This window comes from Vibrio wakamikoensis (assembly GCF_050337275.1).
Lineage (GTDB): Bacteria > Pseudomonadota > Gammaproteobacteria > Enterobacterales > Vibrionaceae > Vibrio > Vibrio chaetopteri.
In genome coordinates this window covers 191,041-214,123 of the sequence record NZ_JAKJST010000014.1, presented here as the reverse complement: position 1 = coordinate 214,123, position 23,083 = coordinate 191,041, and the positions used below count along the sequence as shown (strand labels likewise).

21 protein-coding genes are annotated in these 23,083 nt (G+C 46.2%); 9 read left to right on the top strand and 12 right to left on the bottom strand.

The genetic code is table 11. The features are described 5' to 3' along the window. Positions 1-39: 39 nt before the first annotated feature. From L4C42_RS05675 to L4C42_RS05665, 3 genes are all read right to left on the bottom strand, one after another. Positions 40-441: a nitroreductase family protein gene (locus tag L4C42_RS05675; protein WP_353499157.1), complete on the bottom strand. Its 402-nt coding sequence runs from the start codon at positions 439-441 to the stop codon at positions 40-42. Positions 442-469: 28 nt separating this feature from the next. Then, positions 470-1,762 carry a DEAD/DEAH box helicase gene (locus tag L4C42_RS05670; protein ID WP_418642319.1) on the bottom strand — a complete coding sequence of 431 codons (1,293 nt, stop codon included), beginning with the start codon at positions 1,760-1,762 and terminating at the stop codon, positions 470-472. Positions 1,763-1,843: 81 nt separating this feature from the next. Continuing rightward, positions 1,844-2,425 carry an acyl carrier protein phosphodiesterase gene (locus tag L4C42_RS05665; protein WP_353499156.1) on the bottom strand — a complete coding sequence of 194 codons (582 nt, stop codon included), beginning with the start codon at positions 2,423-2,425 and terminating at the stop codon, positions 1,844-1,846. Between the two features lie 359 nt (positions 2,426-2,784). Here L4C42_RS05665 and L4C42_RS05660 point away from each other — a divergent pair, with 359 nt between their 5' ends. Beyond that, on the top strand, positions 2,785-4,314 hold the full coding sequence (locus L4C42_RS05660; protein WP_353499155.1) for a hypothetical protein: 1,530 nt from the start codon (positions 2,785-2,787) through the stop codon (positions 4,312-4,314). A 56-nt stretch (positions 4,315-4,370) separates the two neighbouring features. Then, the gene (locus tag L4C42_RS05655) at positions 4,371-5,108 is read left to right on the top strand and encodes a VP0952 family biofilm-associated protein (protein ID WP_353499154.1); all 738 of its coding nucleotides are present in this window, start codon (positions 4,371-4,373) and stop codon (positions 5,106-5,108) included. Between the two features lie 41 nt (positions 5,109-5,149). Here L4C42_RS05655 and L4C42_RS05650 read toward each other — a convergent pair whose 3' ends face one another. Both L4C42_RS05650 and L4C42_RS05645 read right to left on the bottom strand, forming a co-directional pair. Beyond that, complete coding sequence (locus L4C42_RS05650) at positions 5,150-5,722, bottom strand: NAD(P)H-dependent oxidoreductase (RefSeq protein WP_353499153.1); 573 nt, start codon at positions 5,720-5,722, stop codon at positions 5,150-5,152. A gap of 37 nt (positions 5,723-5,759) precedes the next feature. Further along, positions 5,760-6,131, bottom strand: coding sequence for a MerR family transcriptional regulator (locus L4C42_RS05645; protein ID WP_353499152.1), 372 nt, complete (start codon positions 6,129-6,131; stop codon positions 5,760-5,762). Between the two features lie 224 nt (positions 6,132-6,355). Between L4C42_RS05645 and L4C42_RS05640 the strand changes: the two genes are divergently transcribed. Next, positions 6,356-6,964, top strand: a complete 609-nt coding sequence (locus L4C42_RS05640; RefSeq protein ID WP_353499151.1) for a DUF6198 family protein — start codon at positions 6,356-6,358, stop codon at positions 6,962-6,964. Between the two features lie 74 nt (positions 6,965-7,038). On the opposite strand, the gene L4C42_RS05635 is transcribed toward L4C42_RS05640, so the two are convergent. Then, on the bottom strand, positions 7,039-7,611 hold the full coding sequence (locus L4C42_RS05635; RefSeq protein WP_353499150.1) for a dioxygenase family protein: 573 nt from the start codon (positions 7,609-7,611) through the stop codon (positions 7,039-7,041). Positions 7,612-7,836: 225 nt separating this feature from the next. On the opposite strand from L4C42_RS05635, the gene L4C42_RS05630 reads away from it, so the two are divergent. After that, positions 7,837-8,211, top strand: coding sequence for a hypothetical protein (locus tag L4C42_RS05630; RefSeq protein ID WP_112480284.1), 375 nt, complete (start codon positions 7,837-7,839; stop codon positions 8,209-8,211). A gap of 64 nt (positions 8,212-8,275) precedes the next feature. Here the strand turns inward: L4C42_RS05630 and L4C42_RS05625 are convergent, their stop codons facing one another. Together L4C42_RS05625 and L4C42_RS05620 are read right to left on the bottom strand one after the other, a co-directional pair. After that, positions 8,276-8,878, bottom strand: a complete 603-nt coding sequence (locus tag L4C42_RS05625) for a hypothetical protein (RefSeq protein WP_353499149.1) — start codon at positions 8,876-8,878, stop codon at positions 8,276-8,278. A 9-nt stretch (positions 8,879-8,887) separates the two neighbouring features. After that, positions 8,888-10,312: an esterase/lipase family protein gene (locus L4C42_RS05620; protein ID WP_353499148.1), complete on the bottom strand. Its 1,425-nt coding sequence runs from the start codon at positions 10,310-10,312 to the stop codon at positions 8,888-8,890. A 248-nt stretch (positions 10,313-10,560) separates the two neighbouring features. On the opposite strand from L4C42_RS05620, the gene L4C42_RS05615 reads away from it, so the two are divergent. After that, the gene (locus tag L4C42_RS05615; RefSeq protein WP_353499147.1) at positions 10,561-12,540 is read left to right on the top strand and encodes a peptidase U32 family protein; all 1,980 of its coding nucleotides are present in this window, start codon (positions 10,561-10,563) and stop codon (positions 12,538-12,540) included. 24 nt (positions 12,541-12,564) lie between these two features. On the opposite strand, the gene L4C42_RS05610 is transcribed toward L4C42_RS05615, so the two are convergent. Beyond that, positions 12,565-12,741, bottom strand: a complete 177-nt coding sequence (locus L4C42_RS05610; protein WP_353499146.1) for a DUF6435 family protein — start codon at positions 12,739-12,741, stop codon at positions 12,565-12,567. Positions 12,742-13,030: 289 nt separating this feature from the next. On the opposite strand from L4C42_RS05610, the gene L4C42_RS05605 reads away from it, so the two are divergent. Beyond that, a complete protein-coding gene (locus L4C42_RS05605; protein ID WP_353499145.1) occupies positions 13,031-14,416 on the top strand; it encodes a TldD/PmbA family protein in 1,386 nt (461 codons plus the stop codon). Next, on the top strand, positions 14,416-15,759 hold the full coding sequence (locus L4C42_RS05600; protein ID WP_429759740.1) for a TldD/PmbA family protein: 1,344 nt from the start codon (positions 14,416-14,418) through the stop codon (positions 15,757-15,759). Before L4C42_RS05605 ends, L4C42_RS05600 begins: the two co-directional genes overlap by 1 nt. Positions 15,760-15,847: 88 nt before the next feature. Here the strand turns inward: L4C42_RS05600 and L4C42_RS05595 are convergent, their stop codons facing one another. Continuing rightward, a complete protein-coding gene (locus L4C42_RS05595; RefSeq protein ID WP_353499143.1) occupies positions 15,848-17,281 on the bottom strand; it encodes a hypothetical protein in 1,434 nt (477 codons plus the stop codon). Between the two features lie 293 nt (positions 17,282-17,574). On the opposite strand from L4C42_RS05595, the gene L4C42_RS05590 reads away from it, so the two are divergent. Then, the gene (locus L4C42_RS05590; RefSeq protein WP_353499142.1) at positions 17,575-18,882 is read left to right on the top strand and encodes a serine hydrolase domain-containing protein; all 1,308 of its coding nucleotides are present in this window, start codon (positions 17,575-17,577) and stop codon (positions 18,880-18,882) included. 95 nt (positions 18,883-18,977) lie between these two features. Here L4C42_RS05590 and L4C42_RS05585 read toward each other — a convergent pair whose 3' ends face one another. Further along, a complete protein-coding gene (locus L4C42_RS05585; RefSeq protein ID WP_353499141.1) occupies positions 18,978-20,681 on the bottom strand; it encodes a protein adenylyltransferase SelO in 1,704 nt (567 codons plus the stop codon). A 188-nt stretch (positions 20,682-20,869) separates the two neighbouring features. Here L4C42_RS05585 and L4C42_RS05580 point away from each other — a divergent pair, with 188 nt between their 5' ends. After that, positions 20,870-22,048, top strand: coding sequence for a multidrug effflux MFS transporter (locus L4C42_RS05580; protein ID WP_429759737.1), 1,179 nt, complete (start codon positions 20,870-20,872; stop codon positions 22,046-22,048). A gap of 17 nt (positions 22,049-22,065) precedes the next feature. On the opposite strand, the gene L4C42_RS05575 is transcribed toward L4C42_RS05580, so the two are convergent. Next, positions 22,066-23,070 carry a substrate-binding domain-containing protein gene (locus tag L4C42_RS05575; RefSeq protein WP_353499139.1) on the bottom strand — a complete coding sequence of 335 codons (1,005 nt, stop codon included), beginning with the start codon at positions 23,068-23,070 and terminating at the stop codon, positions 22,066-22,068. Positions 23,071-23,083 lie beyond the last annotated feature (13 nt).

Genomic DNA, 23,083 nt, shown 5'->3' with positions numbered 1-23,083 from the left:
TAATTAAAACGGTAGATGTCGATTTTTTGATTGGTTCGGTTATCCGTGATTCATAAACCCTTGCTTCTCAAGGTAACCCAACACGCTTTTTGAAAAGTTCACATGTGACTCTCGGGTGTATTTGAGTTTTGTGTAGACCTGAGCAAGGTTCTCAACATCGGACTCTTTGATCATCTTCTTAAGATCTGGGTAAGACATATAACGCGCCCAACCGTCTGTCTCACGCTGTTTGTATATGGCCTCTATCGTGGCAACGTCCTGATCTTGGTATACCTCGTGATGCACTAAGCCATCCATTGGAAGACGATCACGGATTTCTGGGTTTTCTGCAGGATAACCCAATGAATAACCAACCACAGGAACAACGCCTTCAGGTAATTCTAGAATTTCACCTATCTGGTCGCAGTTAGCCAGCGTCGAGCCCATAAATAACAAAGACAAACCCTAGGGTTTGCCTTTGTTGCTCTCTTTAGCGCTTCTTACCGCGCCCCGCATGGATTTTCAGTTTAGCTTTCATCTTGCGCTTGTCTGCGCCTCGTCCACGTCGTCGCGGTGCGCGATCGGGTTCGATTTCAGATTCAGGGCTAGGTTCAAATCCCGCTAACCACTCTTGAGGTAAACGCGAATCGAGCAAACGCTCAATGGCTTCCAGTAGATACTGCTCATCTTGGCTCATTAGCGACACCGCAAGTCCCGCTTTTCCTGCGCGACCAGTACGGCCAATACGGTGAATGTAGTCCTCAGCTTTGTACGGCAAGTCGTAGTTTACGACTTGCTCAAGCTGCTGGATATCTAGGCCACGGGCAGCAACATCGGTTGCAATCAACGCTCGGACTGCGCCCGATTTAAAATCGTCTAGGGCTTTTTGGCGGGCACCTTGGCTTTTATCTCCATTGATTGATACCGCTTTAATACCATCAAGTTTCAGCTCTTTCGCCAGGGCATCACTGCCCTGCTTAGTCTTAGTAAAGACCAAAACTTGTTGCCAATTGCGTGAACCAATCAAGTAAGCCAGTAGCTCGTGTTTGCGCTTTTTGTCTACAGGATAGACCATCTGCTTAACGGTATCTGCGGTGGAATTAGCAGGCGTCACTTGCACTTCTACTGGCTGTTCCATAATACGGTGCGCGAGAGCTTTAATGCGTTGCTCGAACGTGGCTGAGAACATCATGTTTTGACGCTGTTTTGGCAGACGCTTCAAGATGCGGTTCAAATCAGGCATAAAGCCCATGTCCAACATACGATCTGCTTCATCCAGTACCAAGTATTCACATTCAGCAAGTGTTAGGTTGCGTGTATGTTGGTGGTCAAGCAAACGACCAGGCGTCGCAACTAAGATATCCGCGCCACCGCGCAGGTTTTTCGTTTGCACACCGATACTAGTTCCGCCGTAAGCCACAACGACTTTAAGCTCGGTCGATTGTGTATATTGAACTAAGCTATCAAACACTTGCTGCGCTAGTTCACGTGTTGGAGTAAGAATAAGGGAGCGAATGACTTTGCTGTCTGCTTCTCTCGGCTTTGGAACATCCAGCAGTTTCTGAATCAGTGGCAAACCAAATGCTGCGGTTTTCCCGGTACCTGTCTGCGCACCTGCAAGAATGTCTTTGCCGTCCAACACAAATGGAATAGCTTTTTCCTGAATCGGTGTCGGCGAGGTATAGTTTAGATCAGCAAGGTTTTGCATCAGCGTGTCGCTAAATGCAAAGTCATCAAAGGTGGACTGCTCACTGGCAGTATCGAGTAAAGTCTTGTCTGTCATAACGTCGCCAACAGGATGTATTCAAAAGGGTCGCGAGTGTACCAGAAACCGCGCGCTAGGTTAATGCTATTCTTATCGACTCTATTTGTTAGTTTGCTGTTTCGCTTTTTCTAGCACCTCTGGATACAACTGACTGAAAAACTCTGAAAATTGCTGATAGTTTTCCTGTAGTTGCTCTCCGCATTCCGCTAGTGGTGCCATTCGCATACTTCGCAGAGACATTCTCTCAAGGGCAAACTTGATGTTATCGAAATCTTGATACGACTCGAGCCAGCGCCCTTGCCACATATGAGTGCTCATACGAACAAATCGCTCTGGTAATGGGGCTGAAGTCTGCTTAATGGTCAGCTCTGCATGATCAACAAACTGCGCAAGCGGTTGGCGATGAAAACGAGTCCAATGTTTCGCAAGACAATGATCCCAAAACATATCCATCGCGATAGGCGAAAAGCGCTTTAGTTCGGCATCAAATAAGGTTTTGCACTGCTTCATAATGGGGTGATTGTCTGTATAGGAATCGACAAATCGATGCAGCATGATGCCTTCAGCAATTTCCTGTTGATAGGTCTTCGTTGGGTCACCTTTGACAAAATCCCCCAACAAGTTTCCCAGTAAACTGCTGTCACAATGCTCAGCAATATGTAAATGAGCTAGAAAGTTCATAGCACCCTAAGTTTTATGGCTTTGCTTTATTTTGAGTGGCTAATTCAGAGACGTCAAACTCAGAGGACTGCCAAGGTATAGATTCAACCTTTATATCGAGCAAAAACCTCGAAAAAACTGAAGTTTTCCAAAACAACAAAAATAAGTAAATCACATTACCCTCTGTTTTATAAAGATTTTCAACCCAGAAGCCAAATAATTAGCCAGGCGAATCAATCCATGAGAAATCATTTGTATGATGAAATGTTTCAGCGGTTACATTTTTGAAGTACAGCGTCCAAATAAATTCTTATAGGATCCTCGCCATAAATTTAAGGCTCGCTACGTAGCAGCTTTCACTGACCTCTCTGGTGTAATTAATGGAACACTTTTCGTATCTGATTTCGTTTAATCATTTATTGTTTTCAATGGTGGCTGTGGTCATCATGGTTCTGCTTTCAAGAACCATCGTCGCTAATACTAAGTACTCGGCTGTTCTCGTCATTGTTGTACTTGGTCTACTTATGGGTACATTGTTTGTAACAACGGGGCTTGCACAACCAGGGCTTCAAGAGTTCCCCGCTATCGTCCTATTGAGCCAAACTACGGTTATTGCACTCATCGCGACATTCTTTGTTGGTGGGCAAGAGATCCGTCGATTGCTGTCCAAGCAAACAGGCCATGTAGATGTGTTAGCCGTTCCTGCAAAGAATGAAGTGTTTTTTGGCACTACTAGCACTCAGTTCGTGTACATCATTCGAGCGTTCGTTTTGCTGATGGGCATTGAGATGATCTCGGCATTACTAACAGGTCGAAGTGGCGCCAACCCTATGGGTGATTCTTATTTAGCCATGGCGTACCTGTGTATTGGTGCAGCGATCATCTTCATCGATAGCAAAAAAGAAGTCGCTAAAATGCGCACTTATTTGGCCAAAGGTGCTGTAGAGATCCTTACCATTGTTATCATTATGATGCTGTCACTTAGACTTTCTCACCTTGTCGCCAGTGTAATTGGCTTGCCACAAATCTTCTTTGCCATGATCATTTCCTCAGGTTTAGGCATGCTGCTACCTAAATGGAAAGCAGGCCCGACATTGAACTCACTATTGTTCGCAGGCATACCAGTGCTACTAACTGGTACTTTCTTGGTTGGTGGTTCGCACATGTTGGAAGCGTTCAGCATTCCTGGTCTACAAAGCGTGATCGTATATGGCTTCGCGGGACAAATGTTCTGGATGTTCGGTGGTCTGACTATCCTTATCTTCCTAGCTAAAGCGAACCATGTTCGTAACCTCGCACCAGGCATGGCAGGTGGTCTATCACACTCAGGACTCACTGGCGCGTGTACTGCAGGTGACTTTGGCTACACTGCGGCAGCGCGTGCACCTATCATGATCAATATCCCATTCCTTGGTCATATTTTTGTATTTACGATTCTTGCCGCAAGTGCTGAGCGTGGCGCATTACTTGTTGGTTGGACACTACCTCTTGTATTAGCCGGATTAGCGTGTGTGTACCTTGCGACCAAAAATCTGCGCAAGGCCAATGGTGACCACGCAATCGAAGTTAAGGGACTGATGCAGTTCTCGTTCGGCTGGCAAATTGTGGCGGTATTCGGCAGCTTTACGATTCTGCACTTTGCAGGCATGCCTATTGAGCACGCATCGATGGCAGCGGCTTCTGGTCTGTCTCACTTCGGCTTGTTCGCAGCAACGCAAGGTGGAATGTTTGGTGATAATGCGGCAAGCATGATCACCTTTATCTTCGCCACACCATTCTTGGTGCACCCGTTGGTGTTTGGCCTGTTTGGTAAAGCGACAGAGAACAACGGTGAAATGTCGAGTAAGGTCGTATTGCTTATCTTCACTCTTGGTACGTTTGGTGTACTCTACTCTGCGCTCTCGATTTAACCATGAATATTGAGAACCCAACTCTTCGGTTGGGTTCTTGTTAAGCTTGAGAGGATATGATGTTTTCTAGTCTGCATTTTGTCATCACAACGTTACTGGCCATTTCCTGTGCCAAAGCGATTGGCGTGAGTGACGGCGATATCTCCGTTTTAGCATTAGCCATTCCCGCGCTGTGGATACTACCACGCAAAGGCGCAAGTGGACTTGTGCTCCTCGCTGGTATGCTGTGCTACGGTCTCACTCTGCCCCATCAGTCTATCTCGCTTTCTGTGACTCAATGGACGCTGTTCCCGCTGCTTTTTGTGGCATTCTCAAAACGCAGCAATCGCAACGTCAGAATCATTACCGCCAGCATTGTTAGTGCCTTACAGGCGGGAATCATGGTGAGTCAAGTGCTTGGCACATTGGAGGGGTCACCACTAATTACCCTAGTTCAAATGATCTCAATCTTTGTTATTTGGTGGGCTGCGACACGCAGAAGCATATCGCATAAACAAAACTGGTGGGTGCTGGCTCTCATTTTTCCGTTGTGGTTTGCAGGTCAAGCGCAAACCATTGTCGTGGCTCTTTCCATCACTGGCATTATCGCGTCGCTGGACAGCCTATCGCACCTAAAAGGCTTTCGCTGGAACAAGCTGATCTACTGGACAGTGCCAGCGGTCGGTTTTGCGACCCTCGTTGTTTGGTCGAGAGTCGAAGTGCCTCATCAAGTTGTTGTCGTGTGGATGTGTCTACTCGCAACTGCTTGGATGACAGATTACATTCTCCGAAGTATGGAAGCGAGAAGGAGCTAGATGCACCTTCTCCTCTTCATGTAGACGCTGGATAGATTCCACTACCTCGACGCCGCTAAGGCCTCGACTTTTTGCAGCCACTTCTGGCGCTGCTGATCCGTTGAGTTGATCACCGGGCCAAAATAGTTGGCTGACACATTTTTAATGCCAGCAAAGTCAAGAATGGTGCGTTTTAGGTTTAAATAGATTGGGTTGCCTTGTATCCACTTATACCAAAACACGGGGGTATCTAAGGTAAAAATCAGTTCTGCCGTCCGCCCCTTTAGTAGCTTCTCTGGAATGGCTTTGCCTTTGACATAACGAAATGCGAAACCCGGTAGAAATGCCCTATCAAACAGTGCTTTAAGTTTTGCTGGCATCGTGCCCCACCAAACGGGCGAAACAATGACAATATGGTCTGCCCATTCTACCGATTGCTGGAACTCTTTGAGCGATGGCTCAAGCGCCATTGTTTCTTCGTAGCCCATATCGAGAGATAACTGAAAATCCATGTCCCCAATATGCAAAACCTTTGCCTGCTTACTTTCAGAGATGTTTTCTTGATAACGCTCGCTTATCGCTTTGCACAAGCTATTGGCTTTTGGATTGGCGTTAATAATAAGGATCTTGTTCATGGCGAGTCTCATTGTCTAATTAACTAATGGGACTAGCTTAAACCCTTACCCCAGAGTCAGAGTCAAGGGCGGCATAGCAATCATCAATGTTTTTTTTGTATTGCTTAATCTGACCTTTTTGATTCTCTAATGCTTGGATCTCTTCATCAATCAACGCAATTTTACGCTCCATCCACTTTCCCACCTGTCGCCAGTCTAAGTCATGGTTGCCATCTTTTAACTCAACCAGTTCCGAAAGTTGCACACCGAGCGCTTGTGCCTGTTTAATTAGTTGAATGAATTCCACATCTTGTTGAGTGTAGGCTCGATACTTTCCTTGCCTGTCTACCTTCAATAAACCCATTTCTTCATAAAGTCTGATTGCTCGCTCTGACGCGCCAGTCAACGTCGACACTTTACCGATATACACGTTTCTTCTCCGCTCCAATAGTCGCCCAAGCGTATCCAAATAACGGGCTCAGCTCTAGCATCATTTGTACTCGTTGCGACCCATGTGTAAATCTGACGAAACACTCAATAAAAATCAAAAATCCGCCTCGTTATCGACATAAGTATCCATAGAAAGCTAACATCGCCGCAAATCACTTCTTGTAACACGCTATTTTTGGCGTTTTTGAAATTGGAATTTTCTTTATGGATAAAGATCATAGCCTGCGCGAGAATTTGCTCGCCCTCACGCTTGGTAGCGCTTTAGTGTCTCTTGGCGTTATCTTCTTCAACCAAGTTGGCCTTCTGACAGGCGGTACTGCAGGTTTAGCCCTGTTTATCACCAAAATCACTGCCCTTAGTTTTGGTCAGGTTTTCTTCGCAATTAACCTGCCATTTTATATTCTATCGGTCACTCGAATGGGCTGGCGTTTCACTATCAACACCTTTATTGCCGTGAGCATTGTCTCCTTTGCGGTGGATCATTTACACCATGTCATTCAAATCTCACACATTGAGCCGATTTATGCGGCTTTGATAGGTGGCGGCATGATTGGTATGGGGATGCTGATCATTTTTAGGCACAAGATGAGTTTAGGTGGGTTCAATATACTCGCTCTGTTCTTGCAGGAACGGTTTGGCATTCGAGCGGGTAAAGTTCAGATGGCGCTTGATTGCTCAATCGTCGTGCTGTCACTGTTCGTGGTCGACATTTACCTGATTGGACTCTCCATCTTGGGTGCCATTGCCACTAACCTGATTTTGGCGATGAACCACAAACCAGGGCGCTATCAACCGATTCAAAGCAACGCATAAGCGGGTATCAAGGCAAGACATTCCCGTCTTGCCTTTTTCATTGCATGCTGTCAAATCCACTAAACAGTCACTCGCTATACCACGAATTGAAACTGAGTCATTTGATTTCCCTTTGCATCTTTAGCAACGTCCATTTGTAGCCAATCACGCTCGCTGCCTCCCCACCACTCATTGCCCGTTTCACCTTTTAGATAGAGCTGGGTAGTTAACATTTCATGCTTACCGTGCCATAGTTTTACGTGAATGTGTGGCGGTCTTCCCGTGTACGGAACTGGATACAAGGTTTGGAATTGGCATAGACCATTTGAATCCGTTTCAAGTGCGGCAAAACCCGCAAAACTTGGATCAAAGCGCTCTACTTCTGGTTGCCGAGGGTGTTCATACACGCCTTGCCCATCACACTGCCATATTTCCACACGTATTCCGGACATTGGTTTACCAGTATCATCGACTACACGCGTTGTAAGAGTCATGGGCTCACCGATCAGGCTCGATTCATCGAGGACTAAGCTTTCACGCAATGGAATCGAAGTAACCGGATAGAATGGACCTTCCGCCTGTGATGGCGTTTTCTGTATCCGAGAGTTCGCTAACACCGGCCAAGCAACAAATGCTGAGCACAGCGCTAGAAATTGTCTTCGCTGCATAATTAGACTCTCATGTGGAGGGGTATTTAGATTGTGGTACGCAAAGTACGCCCTTGCTAGTGCAAAATCGAACAAGAAACTACCAAGTAAATCGTCAGACCAGAGTTACCCTACTAATCAAAATGTTTTTCTGTCATTATGAACAGCATTGACGGCCGCCCTTGTAACGATAAGAAGCAGGTTAGTGCCGAGTAAAACATCCCAGTCGAAGGAGTAGATTCAGCGATGACTTACGAAACAAAAACCATGGAAGTACCGGTCGCGATTGCAGACCGAGTACAGGCATTGATCGACGGCCACATCGCCAAAGAAAAGTTTAATGCTGAGCGACGCGAGGTCGTGAATAACCTACTCGCTATGGATGGTCTTAGCTGTGAGATGGCCGTGTACAGCCTACCTCAAGACGAACTGATGAATACCTTGCGCTTTGTGTACGAACTATCAGGTACCAACAGTCGATTTGTCAAAAATATCCTGACTCAAACGCGTGAAAACCCGAACAAGAAACTCTCTGACTCTCAGCGATCTTCAGCGAAAAGCTTGCTGTTTAACCTGCTAAACGACCCATCCGTCGTTTCGGCTATGAAAGAGACGTCTTAAGCAAAAAAATCCGCCTCACCAAATCATTCATTCGTGAGGCGGGCTCTCTATAGTAATCGTTGATTCATTGATTAGCCAAACCCTGCGATTCCGGTTGCCAACTCATCATGCTATCGAAGCCACTGCAATCAAACATGGCATCCGAAGCCGATTCAATAAATACCTGCTGCGCCTCTGACACTGGATACTCAAGATAGTCTGAGCATTTGGCACTCTGCCCATTCCCTACTACGACCGTCGAACCAACCTTTAGTGTACATTGCACCAGTTTGTCGAGCGGAGACCATTGATAGCAAATCTCATAGTCCTTCCGATAGTCTGCCGTTTTCCCCGCGGGTTTCGTCAATGCCCACCAGCTTCCAAATTGACTCCCAGGATTAGTACTATTCCAAGCGCGATAGATAGTTACCTCTTCCGTGCTTTGATAGACCGCACCTTGACACAGCCCTCCAGCCAGAGGCTCGCCCATCGCTTTATCTAGCAACTTCGGGTCATCTACTGATTTAAACTTTCCCGCTAGCGGACTTGGCAACAACACAGAGCCTTCACAGGAGGACGCGTTGGCAACTGTCGTCGCGGGCTGTGTTGCACACCCCTGAACCAGTACCATTAGGGCGCTCATGATCAGCCATTTCACAGGTTGATCCCTATATACTCGTTTGAACATAGCTCCCACCTATTTTACTTCTTTGCCCGTCGGCTTTTGATGAGTAAAGTCATAGCGTGTTTCCGACTTAAATATTACTCCCTCTTTTCTAAGCTTTGGATCGCTAGCTTCATCAAACAAAAACACGCCTTGGTCTACTCTTCGGCGCAATTCAACTTCAATGTACAAGGTTTCATTGGGATGTAAGAAGGAGTCGACCACCGAGCTCTCCACCCGATACTCCACGGCGTGATAAAAACTGAACCCCTCGCTAGGACGCGCAATTACACGAAATCCTGTCAGGTTTGTTTTGGCGATCACATCATAATTTACATAGAAAACAATATGGTTCGGGTTAGCGGCGTTCTTCTGTTTGTCTAAAAAGAAGCCCTTTTTGAAACCCTTTGGATCGCGGTCGGGACCTGCCAGAAAAATCACGTCATAGTCTGTAACCGCGTGCCCTTGATCATCTGTGAGCACGAACACTAAGTTGATAAAACGTTTGGTTCGCTGTTGTGTTGTCGCGGTGAGTGTCTCAAGTGATTGCACCCTCGCTTGATAGTCTTGCGCACTATTAACCTTGAGGCACTGAAGGATCTCACTCACTTGCGGTTTGCTTGAAGTGGGACTCAGCACGCTTCGCATGATACCTTTGCTCTTACCCGAGTGACTGGCTTTTGGCACCACGCCTAGTGGTACTGCCTGAGGTCGCTGCACTGCTCCCTCAAGAGAAAGCAAACTCACTGGCAAGTCATCTTCGGCATGTTTCACCTCAGCTCTTTCTTCCGTCTCAACAAACTTTGCGATGGAGTAATTCATATTGGCACCAGATACTCGAACCACGCCATCCGAACCAGGCTCAGTAAGATAACTGTTGATAAAGTCATAGAAAGCCTTATCAATACTCTCCCCAGTCAATACAAACGGATAAAAGCCATTACTCGCTGGTTGATAGGTTAGATAGGCCTTAGCCAGATCTATTTGTGGCTGACTCCCCAGTGATAACCAGTCAAGCACTTGTTGCCCTGGTTCAATATCATTGAACCAGGCCTTAATTCGCCCGACTCGCTGCTTTCCAAGTGCAGCCAATGGTGAGCCATGATTGGCCGGTGCCAACATAACAAGATGGTTTAGAGGGCTTTGAGCGAGCTCCTCACTCCCATAATAACGGTCTAGCCATTCACGCACGACTGGGCCACCCGTTGAGTGAGTGATACATGAAAAAGCCTCAATCCCGTCGCCTTGTGGTATGGTGTCACGCAGCGCACTATCAAATGCTCGTGTGATATCTCCCATGTCTACCGCGTCATCAAAGCTGATATACCGTCCTAGCCATACATGCTTAATATCAACCGTTAAACCATAATCTGCGGCCTGTTTGGCAATCGCTTCCGGTAAAAGCCCATAAGTATTCGTGTCGGTAACACTCCATCCATGTACAAAAATAACGATCATTGTGACCTCCCATTATGAATAATGAGCCAGAGCCTGGATTGAGTTTTGCTCTCTGAGTTGAAATGAGTACCGCTGCAAACGCCTTTACCCTGACGATTAGTATTAAAGCTAGTCGAGGAAAGACTGATAATTTTGAATCAAGATCACATAGTCAACTAATTACATAAATATCGATAGATATGAATTTGAGACGAAATCTGGGGCAAATTGCTGTAGACTACGCCCTCATTTTTTGTAAGGGTATGGTTGTGACAAGAGATCAGTTTGAATTGTTGGCACCGGGTGGTGATGTTGAGTCAATCAAAGCAGCGATCGCAGCGGGTGCAGATGCGGTGTACTGCGGATTGGATCGTTTTAACGCTCGAAACCGTGCAGCGAACTTAACACTCGACAACCTTGCGGGCGTTCTTGAGCTTGCTCATGCTAATCAGTGCCAAGTGTTTCTGACGCTTAATGTACTGATCTTAGAAAGTGAAATTGCCGCTGTAATGCGCTTATTGGCGCAGTTGGTCAACACCGATATTGATGGCGTTATCGTTCAAGATCTTGGTTTAGCGTATTTGGTTAAACGTCACTTCCCAAGCTTAGACGTTCATGCTTCAACGCAGCTCAACACTCACAACACGGGTCAAATCGAGTTTCTCAAACAGATGACGGCCAGCCGCGTTAACCTTTCTCGTGAGCTTAACATTGATGAGATTGCGCATCTCGCTCATTTTGGGCATCAACATGACGTGTTAATGGAAGTGTTCGTTCATGGTTCATACTGCATCGGTTTTTCTGGGCTTTGCTATATCAGCTCGGCGCGTAATGGCGCTTCTGGTAACCGTGGTCGTTGCAGTCAGCCATGCCGTGAGCAATACCAAACCACCAAGCAAGGCTACGACTACCCACTCAACCTGAAAGACAACTCAGCATTTGGCGATCTTCAAGCGCTTGCCGACGCGGGTGTCTATTCACTCAAAGTTGAAGGTCGCATCAAAAAACCGCATTACGTTTATACCGTTGTCGACAACTGGCGCAAGCAAATAGATCGCTTGTGCGAAGGTGAAACGCTTTCAGAAGACACTAGCGAGCTTTACACCGTATTTAACCGCGATTTCTCTAACGGTTTTCTACAAGGTGAATACGGCAAAAGCATGTATATCGACAACCCAAGAGACAACGCGGTTACGCATTTCTCTAAGGTGTATCAATGCACCAGTACCGAGCAAGTACAAGCGGTTAAGCAGCGTCTTTACGACAAAAAAACCGATATCATCCAACATGTTGACGCACAAATTGCTGCCATGGATATTAACGCTGACCGCCCATCAGCGAGCTTGAAAGGCGCGATTGAAGCGCCAGAGTTAGAAAAATTAGCGCAAAACTCAGAGCTAAACCGCCAAAAACCACTATCAGTATTAGTTTCAAGCCCTGAAGATGCCGTTCTCAGTTTGGAAAGCGGTGTTGAGGTCTATTTTCAACTACCAATGGGGCTAAGTGCAGAACTGCCCGCTATAATTTCGCTGTTTGAATCTAACCCTAACCTAAAACCTTGGTTCCCAGCGATTCTCATCGGCGATGATTTTGAAGCGGCTAAAGCCTTCTTAGAAACTATTAAGCCATCACTACTTATTACCAATAACTCAGGTGTCGGTTTCCACGCTCAAACGCTAGGGTTAGATTGGGTAGCAGGGCCACACATGAATAGCACCAACTCGTACACATTGAAGTGTCTTCAAGAGGAGTACTCTGCCTCTGGTACATTCCTATCTAATGAACTGAGTAACAAACAGCTTCGCTACGTTAGAAGACCAAGTGGCATGCGTACGTTCTATAGTGTGTATCATCCGAATACGTTACTGACTAGTCGCCAGTGTCTGTTCCAACAAACGGAAGGCTGCAAGAAAATCAAAGTCAACAAAGGCTGCCTGAGACGCTGCAGCAAGCGTACGTCGATTATCAACCTTAAAGACAACCCTTATGTGGTTCAAAAGCAAAAAGGCTCGCACAACAGTCTCTATAGCGAGCACAATATTTTGAACCTAGAGGTACTGACTGACCATCGCGACCTTATTACCGATGTGTTTATCGACCTAAGAGATATTCAGACAGAAACAAAAGTAGACGGTAACAAACTTGAAGTCATTAACGCGTTCAAAGCACTACTTCTAGATGGCGACCTCAGTATCGTTGGTAACCTTATCCAACACACGAGCAACCAACAATACCAAAAAGGCATTTAGGATAAAGCTCCCCCCTCCTCAAACCTAGCTATTCGAAGCCGCAAGCTTTTTGATTTGCTCAAAGAGCTCTTCGGCTTCAGCGGTTAATTTTGAGTACAGTTTGATATCGCCATTTCTCTGGGCATGCATCGCTTGTTCTAGCAACATGGAATGGCGTTTTTTAAGTTTTCTAGCAGGATCGCGCTTTAAAAATGAGAACATACTGGGCTCCGTGTCGATGCTTTCAATAACTTACGAACACGCATACATATCAGATTAGTTTTTTCGACTATTTACCAGAAAAATCGACGGTATGTCCTTCTTCCTCATCATTAAACCATTCTAAACTTATAACTATGCTCGTACTATGAGTTACTCGTATTGAATGAAGAAAAGCCTTACATAAAGCCATTATTTTCCACAAGACCATTTGTTTGATAAATGTTAACATTCTGATATGCCTCAACTTTCATTGAGGCTCTCTCGGACGTTCCACGAGCAAGGAGATTTCATGCTTAATTCTGTAACGGCGAAAGCAGTGATTGACCACGCCCTATTCTTAGGGGCAGATTTTGCTGAACTATTCGTCGAGCACCATCAGACAAATTCGATCCAAATCGCGTCAGGCGAAGTGGACAAAGTAAACTCAGGCATCGATTTTGGTATCGGGATCCGCCTATTTTTCGGCCACAAAGTACTCTACGGCTACACGAATAGCACGGATGAAAATGAACTGAAGCGAGTTACATCATTGCTCGCTGCAAAAGACAAACGTGAGCAAATAGCTACAGCAGGTGCGCTTAATCTTAATCGCTACCCTATCCAGCATGGTTGTCGTTTACCACTTAGCAAAGACGCCAATCTAGATTCAAAGATCGCATTCTTACTTAAAGCTGATGCAGCTGCACGCGCCGAAAGCGAATACATTACTCAGTTTATTGGTAATGTTTTACAGCGCGAGCAGCAGGTTTCCATCTTCAATTCTGAAGGCCTACATGTTGATGATACGCGCCACTACATTCGTGTGTCTGGTAACACCGTTGCCCAAAAAGGCAATGAGCAATCTTCTGGTTCAGAAGGCCCTGGTGCGCTGCAAGGCTGGGAGTTTAGCGAACAGCTTGATGCTCAGGAACTTGGTCAAACTATTGCCCAGCAAGCATTGATCAAGCTCGGCGCAGATGCATGCCCTTCCGGCGAAATGCCGGTAGTCATTGGTAATGGCTTTGGCGGTGTCATCTTCCACGAGGCGTGTGGTCATCTGCTTGAAACCACATCAGTGGCTAAAAAGGCTTCTGTGTTCCATGACAAAATGGGCGAGATGATTGCTCATACAGCAGTGAGTGCCGTTGATGATGGCACTATGACCAATGAATGGGGCTCTATCCATGTTGACGACGAAGGCATGGCAACTCAACGAACGCAACTCATTAAAGACGGCAAGCTGACCAGCTTTATGGTCGACAAAATGGGCGGAATGAAGACAGGCTTTAAACCAACGGGCTCTGGTCGTCGCCAAAACTACAAGTTTGCGCCCACGTCACGTATGCGTAATACCTTCATTGAGACAGGTGAACATTCTCTCGATGATATGTTAGCCGGTGTTGAACGTGGAATTTATGCTAAGAAAATGGGCGGCGGCTCAGTACAGCCAGGTACAGGTGAATTCAACTTTGCCGTTCGAGAAGCTTACTTGATTGAAAACGGAAAAATCACCAAACCTCTAAAAACTGCAACCCTAATTAGTACTGGGCCAAAGGTGCTTAAGGAAATCAGCATGGTTGGCAAAGACATGGCACTTGCCCCTGGTATGTGTGGTTCCGTAAGTGGTGCTGTCACGACAACGGTAGGTCAGCCTTCGTTAAAAGTAGATAACATTCTTGTGGGAGGTGGTAACTAATGAGCCAAGACAAACAACTTCTTGATGCCGTCGATTACGTCCTTTCTGAAGCCAAGCGCCAAGGTGCTGAAGCTGATGTCATTGTCAATCGTAGCAACAGCTTTTCGCTGAAAGCGAACCAAGGACAACTGGATGAGTACAAAGTGAGCTCAAGCCAGGTTCTTGGGGTTCGCGTAGTCAAAGATGCACGCATTGCCACCAGCTACTCGGAGTCATTAGAGACCGCTAGTCTCGACCTCATGCTGACAAACGCCCTTCAAAGCGCACGTTTTTCTAAGCAAGACGAACATCAAACGATTAGCTGTATCGATAGCAAAATCACCACAGATTTTGCAGAAATTGCTCAGCAAGATACCGCTTCCGTCGATGAGAAGATTGAGCTCTCACTCGCGCTAGAGCAAGGGGTTATTTCCCTACCCCACGCATCAAGCGCACCTTACAACGGTTATGCCGATGGAGAGACTCAGTTTATTCTCGCCAACACACAAGGCACACTCTGCCAGCATTTTGAGCGCTCATTTAGCTGTTACGCTTACACGCTATTTGAGAAAGAAGGCAAGCAATCTATGGCGGGCAAAGTCTCGGTGGGGCGCCGCTTTGATGAGCTGAATCCTAGCTACTGTATCGAGCAAGGCTACAACCTTGCGCGTGACTTACTCGACGGTGCTCCGGTTGCTACTGGTGAGTATTCGGCTATTTTCGATATCAACGCATTAAGCAGCCTATTCGGAGCCTTTGGCAGTGCATTCTCTGGTGTTAGTGCCATGAAAGGCATTACGCCACTTGGCAACAAGATAGGCGAGTCAATTGCGAGTGAGCTGATTACTCTGACAGATATGGCGTATATGCCAAACGGCATGGCAATCGCTAGCTTCGACAGCGAAGGCTTTGCGACTCAAGACAACGTACTAATCTCAGGCGGAAAGCTCAATACGCTATTGCATAATAGCCATACTGCAAGCTATCTAGACGCAGTATCCACTGCCAGTGCAGCACGTGGCGCGAAATCCAGCCTAGACGTTTCCGCCAACCATAAAGTGATCGCCTCTGGCTTAAGCAATGCTAGTGAAGTCAAAGCAGGCGATTATCTGGAGCTTGTTGAACTGCAAGGCGTCCATTCTGGTGCCGACCCAGTCAGCGGTGACTTCTCGTTTGGCGCTAGCGGTTTCTTGTGTCGTGACGGAGTAAGAGTCCAACCGGTACGAGGTATTACGGTTGCGGGTAACTTCTACAAAATGTTGCAAGAAGTGGATGCAGTTGGTGATAGCCAACTGATTAATGACAGCCGAACTTTCTTTGCGCCGGATGTGAGGTTTGCTCGGTTGAGTATTGGTGGTAAGTAGGCAGAAATGACGCCCAGCATTGGATTCAATGCTGGGCTCTATTTTTATGTAAGAATGTTTTATTAAAAACCTCTTTAATATGAATGAATCAATTCAGACAGTTCGCTTCGGATAAATCAGCTTCAGAAGCACCACATTCCGTTTTGTGCGTACCATTCTTATAGTTGATGATACGTTTCCACTTCCCATCGCTGGTATGGCTTGTCATTATTTGACTAGGATCATCACCAAACTCATTCTTGGTTCTATTCCAGAAATCTGCGCCGTGGCTTTCTTCGCTGTAGAAATCCGTGTTAACGGCACTGCGAACTGGAGTAAGATCCGATGCAACTACTGTGTCAGTCACTCCCACAAGATGTGAAAAACCGCTGTCATTTCCAGGCTCATACGTATGCTCTGAGTAGCTGATAAGGTCTTGTCCTAGATAATCTTTGGTCACTAATGCTTGTGTTGTATAGCTATTAGCTAGAACAGTGTTGCTGCAATCACTCCAATCCCCTACATTTCCATAAACGGTGTTTCGAACTCCAGAAGACAGTTGCACCGTGGTTTCCAACCATTCGCTAACAGAACAATCGTACTGGTTTGTGCCTTTACCCATCGAAACCACCTGTTCAATGTTCACCCCATCTCGAACGGTAGTCATCATGGAGCTTTTATCATAAAGACCAATAACAGTTGTTAAGTCATTCGACATCTCATTGGTTTGTGATTCAAAATTACCATTCGACATTTGCACAAACTGATATCGATACCAAGCGTTGTCATAGCTGTTATTTGAACTGTCCCACTTTCCTAAAAAGTACTCTACCCAAGCTAAGTTGGCTTGTGGATATTGACTATGCAACTGGCGAGTATCGGAATAAGATTTCTGTAGACCCGGGACAATGTCTTGCGCGATTTGATGTACTTCATTATTCCCTGAATCTATATAGTCTCCATACAACTCCTCGACGGTAATATTGTAACGGCGAGCAATACGAACTTCTTGCTCTGCCAAACGCTGGGCAATATCCTCTCGCAACTCCTGTTCCTGTAGTATTGATTCACAAGAAAGCTCAGTTGAGACATTTTCATATAGCTCTTTCTCCACTTCATTCCAGACAACAGAAGTCAGAGGTGTTAGGTTATACAAATCTGAATCTGTACTCTGGGCATATTTCGGAGCGATCACCATAGTGTAAGCTTCTTCAATTGGCGTATCTGGGAAATCCGTATCGATAGCACCTTGGGGTACGTCTACCACGATTGGAACATATTTTGAGCACTCGCGATAAACAGGCGGTACTTCTAAATTAAAATCACCTTGTTCCTGTGTGACAACGCGCGGTTCATTGTTATCTAATTGATTGTTGAAATTGACATCCAGATACACAGTCGCACCAATGACATACCCATCAATAACCTTCCCACTGAGGTTTGTAACACTTGCACCACCTTCATTGCCCCCACTATCACTACCTCCACCGCAGCCAACTAACCCAGAGACGAGACCACAAAGCACCAGCTTTCTCATATTCATTTGAATAAACACCTATATCGCTATTATTTTTTTTGAGTAAGTCCATTCCTACCCGGGGGCTAAATATACATAGATCAAACCGCACAATGTGTTGCACCACTCACATAAGCTTAAACTATCAATAATAAACAACGCTTTTCAGACTCACTTAATGCATAACCTAATTGGTATGAAATGCTATTATCTTTAAGGACTATTCAAACAATGATTAGGCGTGTATAAATCAGACTTCCTAGCAAGTTACATTCCTAAATTCGTGTCTTTGCCATAACGAAAATTGAAGAGAGACCAAAATGAGAATCGCGATTACATTATTAACTTTGGCGATAAGCAGTCTCAGCTATGCTAATAGCATCCCTTCTGCCACTTTAAATGCCGAAGCTTCAGATCCGGTTAAGATGAAGTGGATGGTTGGCTTTCCGCCACCAAAAGATAAGCTGATTATGCAGCCAGAATCCGACTTTTTCAGTTTCCCCAAAATGCGTTGGACTGTGTGTCATATTCGCGAATTGATGCCTACCAAGCAGGTCACCCGTGGGATTGGCGCACCCACTCCCTTTACGTATGCCAAAGATGACAATATCGACGCCATTACATTCCAGCCTCTCAACAACGAACGAGAAATGACATGGCAAGAATCGCTATCAGCAAACTATACCGATGGCATTCTTATTCTTCATAAAGGCCAGATCGTTTACGAACGTTACCTAGGCTGCCTAGATGAACTAGGTCAGCATGCTGCTATGTCGATGACCAAATCTCTGACAGGGCTTTTAGCTGAAATTCTGCTTGCTGAAGGTACTCTTGATGAAAACGCAAAAGTTACTTCAATTGTCCCAGAGCTCAAGGATAGCGCTTTTGGAAGTGCCACCGTACGTCAGGTAATGGATATGACTACAGGACTTGATTACAGCGAAGACTACGCCGACCCAAATGCTGATATCTGGATCTACTCTAAGGCAGCGAGTCCGCTTCCAAAACCGCAGGGCTACGATGGTCCAAATGGTTATCTTGAGTACTTACAAACCGTGGGCAAAAGCGGCGCTCATGGTGAAGCTTTTGGCTACAAGACAATCAATACAGATGCACTGGGCTGGATTATCGCAAGAGCGACCGGAAAAAACGTTGCTGAACTATTGTCTGAGCGAATCTGGCAGAAAATTGGAATGGAGCAAGATGGTTATATGACCGTCGACGCCAAAGGCATGCCATTCGCTGGGGGTGGTCTAAGCGCAAGTCTTCGTGATCTTGGCCGCATTGGGTCACTGGTGCTCAATAAAGGCAAGTTTGAGGGGCAATCCCTTTTCCCAAGTGAAGTGATTGAAAACATCATGGCCGGTGGTGATAAAGAGGATTTTGCGAAAGCTGGATACACAACTCTGCCTGGTGGTAGTTATAAGAGTATGTGGTGGATTTTTCACAACGCTAATGGCGCGATAGCTGCACGTGGTGTTCATGGTCAGACAATTTATATAGATCCAACCGCTGAGATGGTGATCGTTCGTTATTCCTCATTCCCAAGTGCCAAAAACAGTAAAATCGACCCTACCTCACTACCTGCCTATCAGGCGGTTGCAGAATACTTGATGAACAAGGATTAAATCAGAGCAACTGGTATGTGCTTTGGAGTAGCTTAACCACGGTGTGCAGTTGTGCTTATAAGCACAATTACACACCGTTTAACCAATACTCGAAGTTACGACGAACAACTATAATGTGTCACCCCACCTACATCGAAAAGCTTCAACGGGCGAAGCTGATAATACTTACCTTCCAACTCTGCCCCTTGCTCGCCATAAGGATCAGCAAACACCTGCTGCAACTCATGAATGAGAGAATATTCTCCCCGCTCCGCTTGCTTATAAGCCGGTACCACTAACCATTCACGCCACGTGTACTTGGGGTTAACCTGTTTCATTTTTGACATAATTTCTTTCTCTGTGTTTGCAGATGGAAGCTTTTCACGCCATTCATTTAGCCAGGCTTGCCACTCGATCATCGTGTCTTCATCAGGTTCGGTGTAAAAGCTTGCAGCAAGCGCAGAGGCATTGTCAGGTAGTTGAGACAGTTCGCGGAAGAAAATCGTGTAGTCAACGTGCGTCATCATCATGAGTTTGAACAGGTTTTGTAGCAAGTCGCTATCAAACTCTTCATAGCCGAGCTTTCTCGACCACATATGTTTGAGTTTGGCTTGCATCACTGTCGAAAATTCATCCTGAATTAGACCAAGTTTTTCTAACGCCGCTTCGTCCTTTACGATAAGGGGCATCAATGCAGAGCAAAAGGACTCGAAGTTTTTCTCTGCGGCCAAAGGCTGATTAAAAAACGAGAAGTGACGGCCGCCGCCAGTCCAAGGCTGGAAGTATGGCTCAAAGCGTTCGCAAAAACCGAACGGCCCAAAATCGAGGGTGAAGCCGCCAACGGCGCAGTTGTCACTATTAAAATTTCCTTGGCAGAAACCAACGCGCATCCAGTGTGTCACTAATGTGGTCAAGCGCTCTCTAAACTCGGTGGCGAGCGTGATTACTTTTTCTGGTAGGGGTAAACTTCGGTCTATCTGCTGTTTATATTCTCGCTCTATCGCGTATTCGACAATATGCTCAAGCTCTTGCATCGCCGTGGAATGGGCTTGACTGCGCGCTCGGCGTGCGAATAACTCAATTTGACCAACACGCAAAAAGGAAGAGGCAACTCGGGTCGTAATGGCAACAGGGCTGGGAACCATAATATCGGGGTTTTCAGAATGCGAACCTTCTCGATACCAAGGGCGGTCAACGGTTTCTGATTGTGAAGCAAATAAACATAACGAGCGCGTCGATGGAATACCAAGCGCGTGCATGAACTCTTGAGCTAGAAACTCGCGCACGCTGGAGCGCAATACGGCTCTGCCGTCAGCGCCACGGCAATATGGCGTCGTGCCGCCGCCCTTGAGCTGCATTTCCCATCGTTTGCCATTCAGTACACCTTCAAAGACGGAGAGTGCACGGCCGTCGCCATAGCCATTTCCTGTTTTGAAAGGGCACTGCTCGTTGTACTCCGTACCATAAATGGAAAGCGCGTAGCCTGTTGCCCAGCCAAACGGGTTTATTGGAGTGGGAACTCCAGACAAATCACCCGAAAACATTTCTGCAAAGTGTTTCTCTTGCGCCAACGCAGGATCAACCCCTAGTTCATCAAATAAGCTTGCACTGTGGCTGATGTAAGCAGGATTTCGGATAGGCGTTGGTTTCACCGGTACATAGTGACCCGAAAACACTTGTCGCGGCCAGTAATCTTCACCACTATCTGTTGCCCCAGGATCCGCATTAAGCGCCTCTAGTAGCGAGTAACTTGCCGTGTTTGCAAACTCATCCATATTGGTTATTGAGTTAAGCGTCTTTGGTGATTTTGGTTCGCTCATCGTCAATCCTACTCCGTGCAATGATGCGTGATTTTGTTGTCATGATACGAAGATAGCTCAATAAAGCCCAATAACCTTATGATATAGTTTGATTCATTTAGATTTACCCTAAACAACCTAAGGGCATTGGCTAAAGGTAGCCAAAATCTTGGGTTCTTCGCATTCGCCTCTCTAAGTATGGATTATTAATGGCTCAAGGAATTCGCTACAAAGTCATTCTTCTCGCGTGTCTCATTATCAGTATCGGTCAGCTCAGTATGGGGCTAGTGCTACCTTCGCTGCCTTGGATAGCGAAAGATTTTGGTATTAGCCTCGATCAAGCGCAACTGCTCGTCGGTATTTATCTACTGGGTTTTGGTCCCTCGCAATTCATTTACGGCCCTATCTCTGATGCTATCGGCAGAAAGAAGGTGCTGCTTGCTGGTCTAGTTATCGCCCTGCTCGGCCTTATCTTGATTATTACTATGAACCATTCGTTTGAAGGCATGGTTTTTGGCCGTTTTCTGCAAGGCGTTGGTACTGGCTGCTGCGCGGTTCTCGCACGAGCCTCAACACGCGATCAGTTTAGTGGGGCTCAGCTCCCTATTGCCCTCTCTTATATCGCGATGGCCGCTTCCATCACGCCGGTCATAGCACCCGTTTTGGGCGGGTTTATTAACTTTCACTTTGGTTGGAACATGGTGTTTGTGTCACTATTTAGCTATGTCGCTCTTGCCTGGGTTGTCATCACCATGCTGTTTAAAGAGACCGTCGCTGAAAAGTCACCGATCCCCTCATTCAAACGTGTCGTGAACCAGTATGGCGAGCTTCTGCGCTCTAGCTACTTCATCAGTTTCGCCAGTATCAGTTGGCTCAATTTCAGTCTGATGATCACGGCGGTATCGGTCATGCCGTTTATCATGCAAAACCAAATCGGTATGAACTCAGACGAATACGCATTGTGGGTACTCATTCCAGCGTTCGGTATGATCAGCGGCACGACTATTTGCAATCGCGTTCGCCCTATCATCGGTACTAAGAAGATGCTGTTGTGTACTCCAGCTCTACACATTGCGTCGGCTATTTGGTTGTTCGTTTGCCCGATGGAGCCTTTATATATCATGCTAGGGCAAATGCTGATGATTCTGGGAAATGGCATCGCCCTGCCTTGCGCACAGGCGATGGTAATGCTGCCGTATAAGAAACAAGCTGGCGCCGCGGCAGCGTTATCGGGTGGTGGACAAATGATTGTCTCATCGCTAGTCAGTATGGGGTTGGTTCAGCTCGGCCTAAGTCAGCCTTGGCACCTATCGATTGTGATCACGCTATTTGCATTGGTGACGTTTAGTAATATTGTTCGTGGTTTTCGCGTTGCTCAGCCTCAATAGAGGCTGCGCACAAAACACTATTTAAGGTTTTTGACACTGCCACGTACGACTAGCGAAGGCTCTAGTTGCACGACATCTGCAGCAAGACTGGTTTTTTCAATTTTCGCAAGTAAGGTTTCAACGGCCGCTTTTCCTAAGCGATACTTAGGTTGATGGATCGTAGTGAGAGACGGTGACATGAACTTGGCAATGTGAATGTCATCGTAGCCAATGATCGAAAGATCGTTGGGAACATGTATACCTTTATCATGGGCAACATTGATAGCCCCCATAGCCATCATGTCATTACAAACAAACAGTGACGTAGGCAGTGCCCCACGGTTGATTAATGTCTCCAGCGATTTTGCGCCACCATCACATTCAAAGTCCGATTCAACAATCCAGTCTGGATTAATCGCAATATGACGTTCACTCAACGCCTTCTTATACCCTTCATAACGCATTAAAGCTTGGTGCCGATTTAAAGGTCCTGTGATACAACCAATCTCTGTGTGCCCGCTTTCAATGAGATGCTTCGTTGCAAGATAGCCACCAAGAAACGAGTTGTCCTGGATCTTGTCGCTTTCAAAATGCATTGGTCCCCAGTCCATCACAACCACAGGAATGGATGGATACTGATCGAAAATATCCAGCTTCTCCCCCTCCAAAGTAGAGCACATCAAAATCAGACCATCGACACGCTTTTGAAGCAAGGTATCGATGGAAGCTTTCATGCGCTCAGTATCACCTTCAGTGTTACAAAGGATAAGGTTGTAGTTTTGATGATAACAACTGCGTTCGACCCCTTTTACTACTTCACCAAAAAACGGGTTGGTCGAGGTAGTCACTAACATTCCAATTGTTCGTGTACGATTCATTTTTAAGCTGCGCGCCAACGCAGAAGGCGCGTAGTTGAGTTCCTTTGCTGCGCTGTTAACGCGCTCAGAAATCTCTTCACTAACGAATCGTGTTTTATTGATGACATGACTCACGGTTGAGGTTGAAACACCCGCAAGTCTTGCTATGTCCTTCATCGTTGCCATTGGGCAAGGGTCT

What these genes read in the sequence shown, in the direction of transcription:
- L4C42_RS05670 (WP_418642319.1), bottom strand. Translation starts at nt 1,762, where the DNA reads ATGACAGACAAGACTTTACTCGATACTGCCAGTGAGCAGTCCACCTTT.
- L4C42_RS05665 (WP_353499156.1), bottom strand. Translation starts at nt 2,425, where the DNA reads ATGAACTTTCTAGCTCATTTACATATTGCTGAGCATTGTGACAGCAGT.
- L4C42_RS05660 (WP_353499155.1), top strand. Translation starts at nt 2,785, where the DNA reads ATGGAACACTTTTCGTATCTGATTTCGTTTAATCATTTATTGTTTTCA.
- L4C42_RS05655 (WP_353499154.1), top strand. Translation starts at nt 4,371, where the DNA reads ATGATGTTTTCTAGTCTGCATTTTGTCATCACAACGTTACTGGCCATT.
- L4C42_RS05650 (WP_353499153.1), bottom strand. Translation starts at nt 5,722, where the DNA reads ATGAACAAGATCCTTATTATTAACGCCAATCCAAAAGCCAATAGCTTG.
- L4C42_RS05640 (WP_353499151.1), top strand. Translation starts at nt 6,356, where the DNA reads ATGGATAAAGATCATAGCCTGCGCGAGAATTTGCTCGCCCTCACGCTT.
- L4C42_RS05635 (WP_353499150.1), bottom strand. Translation starts at nt 7,611, where the DNA reads ATGCAGCGAAGACAATTTCTAGCGCTGTGCTCAGCATTTGTTGCTTGG.
- L4C42_RS05630 (WP_112480284.1), top strand. Translation starts at nt 7,837, where the DNA reads ATGACTTACGAAACAAAAACCATGGAAGTACCGGTCGCGATTGCAGAC.
- L4C42_RS05625 (WP_353499149.1), bottom strand. Translation starts at nt 8,878, where the DNA reads ATGTTCAAACGAGTATATAGGGATCAACCTGTGAAATGGCTGATCATG.
- L4C42_RS05620 (WP_353499148.1), bottom strand. Translation starts at nt 10,312, where the DNA reads ATGATCGTTATTTTTGTACATGGATGGAGTGTTACCGACACGAATACT.
- L4C42_RS05610 (WP_353499146.1), bottom strand. Translation starts at nt 12,741, where the DNA reads ATGTTCTCATTTTTAAAGCGCGATCCTGCTAGAAAACTTAAAAAACGC.
- L4C42_RS05605 (WP_353499145.1), top strand. Translation starts at nt 13,031, where the DNA reads ATGCTTAATTCTGTAACGGCGAAAGCAGTGATTGACCACGCCCTATTC.
- L4C42_RS05600 (WP_429759740.1), top strand. Translation starts at nt 14,416, where the DNA reads ATGAGCCAAGACAAACAACTTCTTGATGCCGTCGATTACGTCCTTTCT.
- L4C42_RS05595 (WP_353499143.1), bottom strand. Translation starts at nt 17,281, where the DNA reads ATGAATATGAGAAAGCTGGTGCTTTGTGGTCTCGTCTCTGGGTTAGTT.
- L4C42_RS05590 (WP_353499142.1), top strand. Translation starts at nt 17,575, where the DNA reads ATGAGAATCGCGATTACATTATTAACTTTGGCGATAAGCAGTCTCAGC.
- L4C42_RS05585 (WP_353499141.1), bottom strand. Translation starts at nt 20,681, where the DNA reads ATGAGCGAACCAAAATCACCAAAGACGCTTAACTCAATAACCAATATG.
- L4C42_RS05580 (WP_429759737.1), top strand. Translation starts at nt 20,870, where the DNA reads ATGGCTCAAGGAATTCGCTACAAAGTCATTCTTCTCGCGTGTCTCATT.
- L4C42_RS05575 (WP_353499139.1), bottom strand. Translation starts at nt 23,070, where the DNA reads ATGGCAACGATGAAGGACATAGCAAGACTTGCGGGTGTTTCAACCTCA.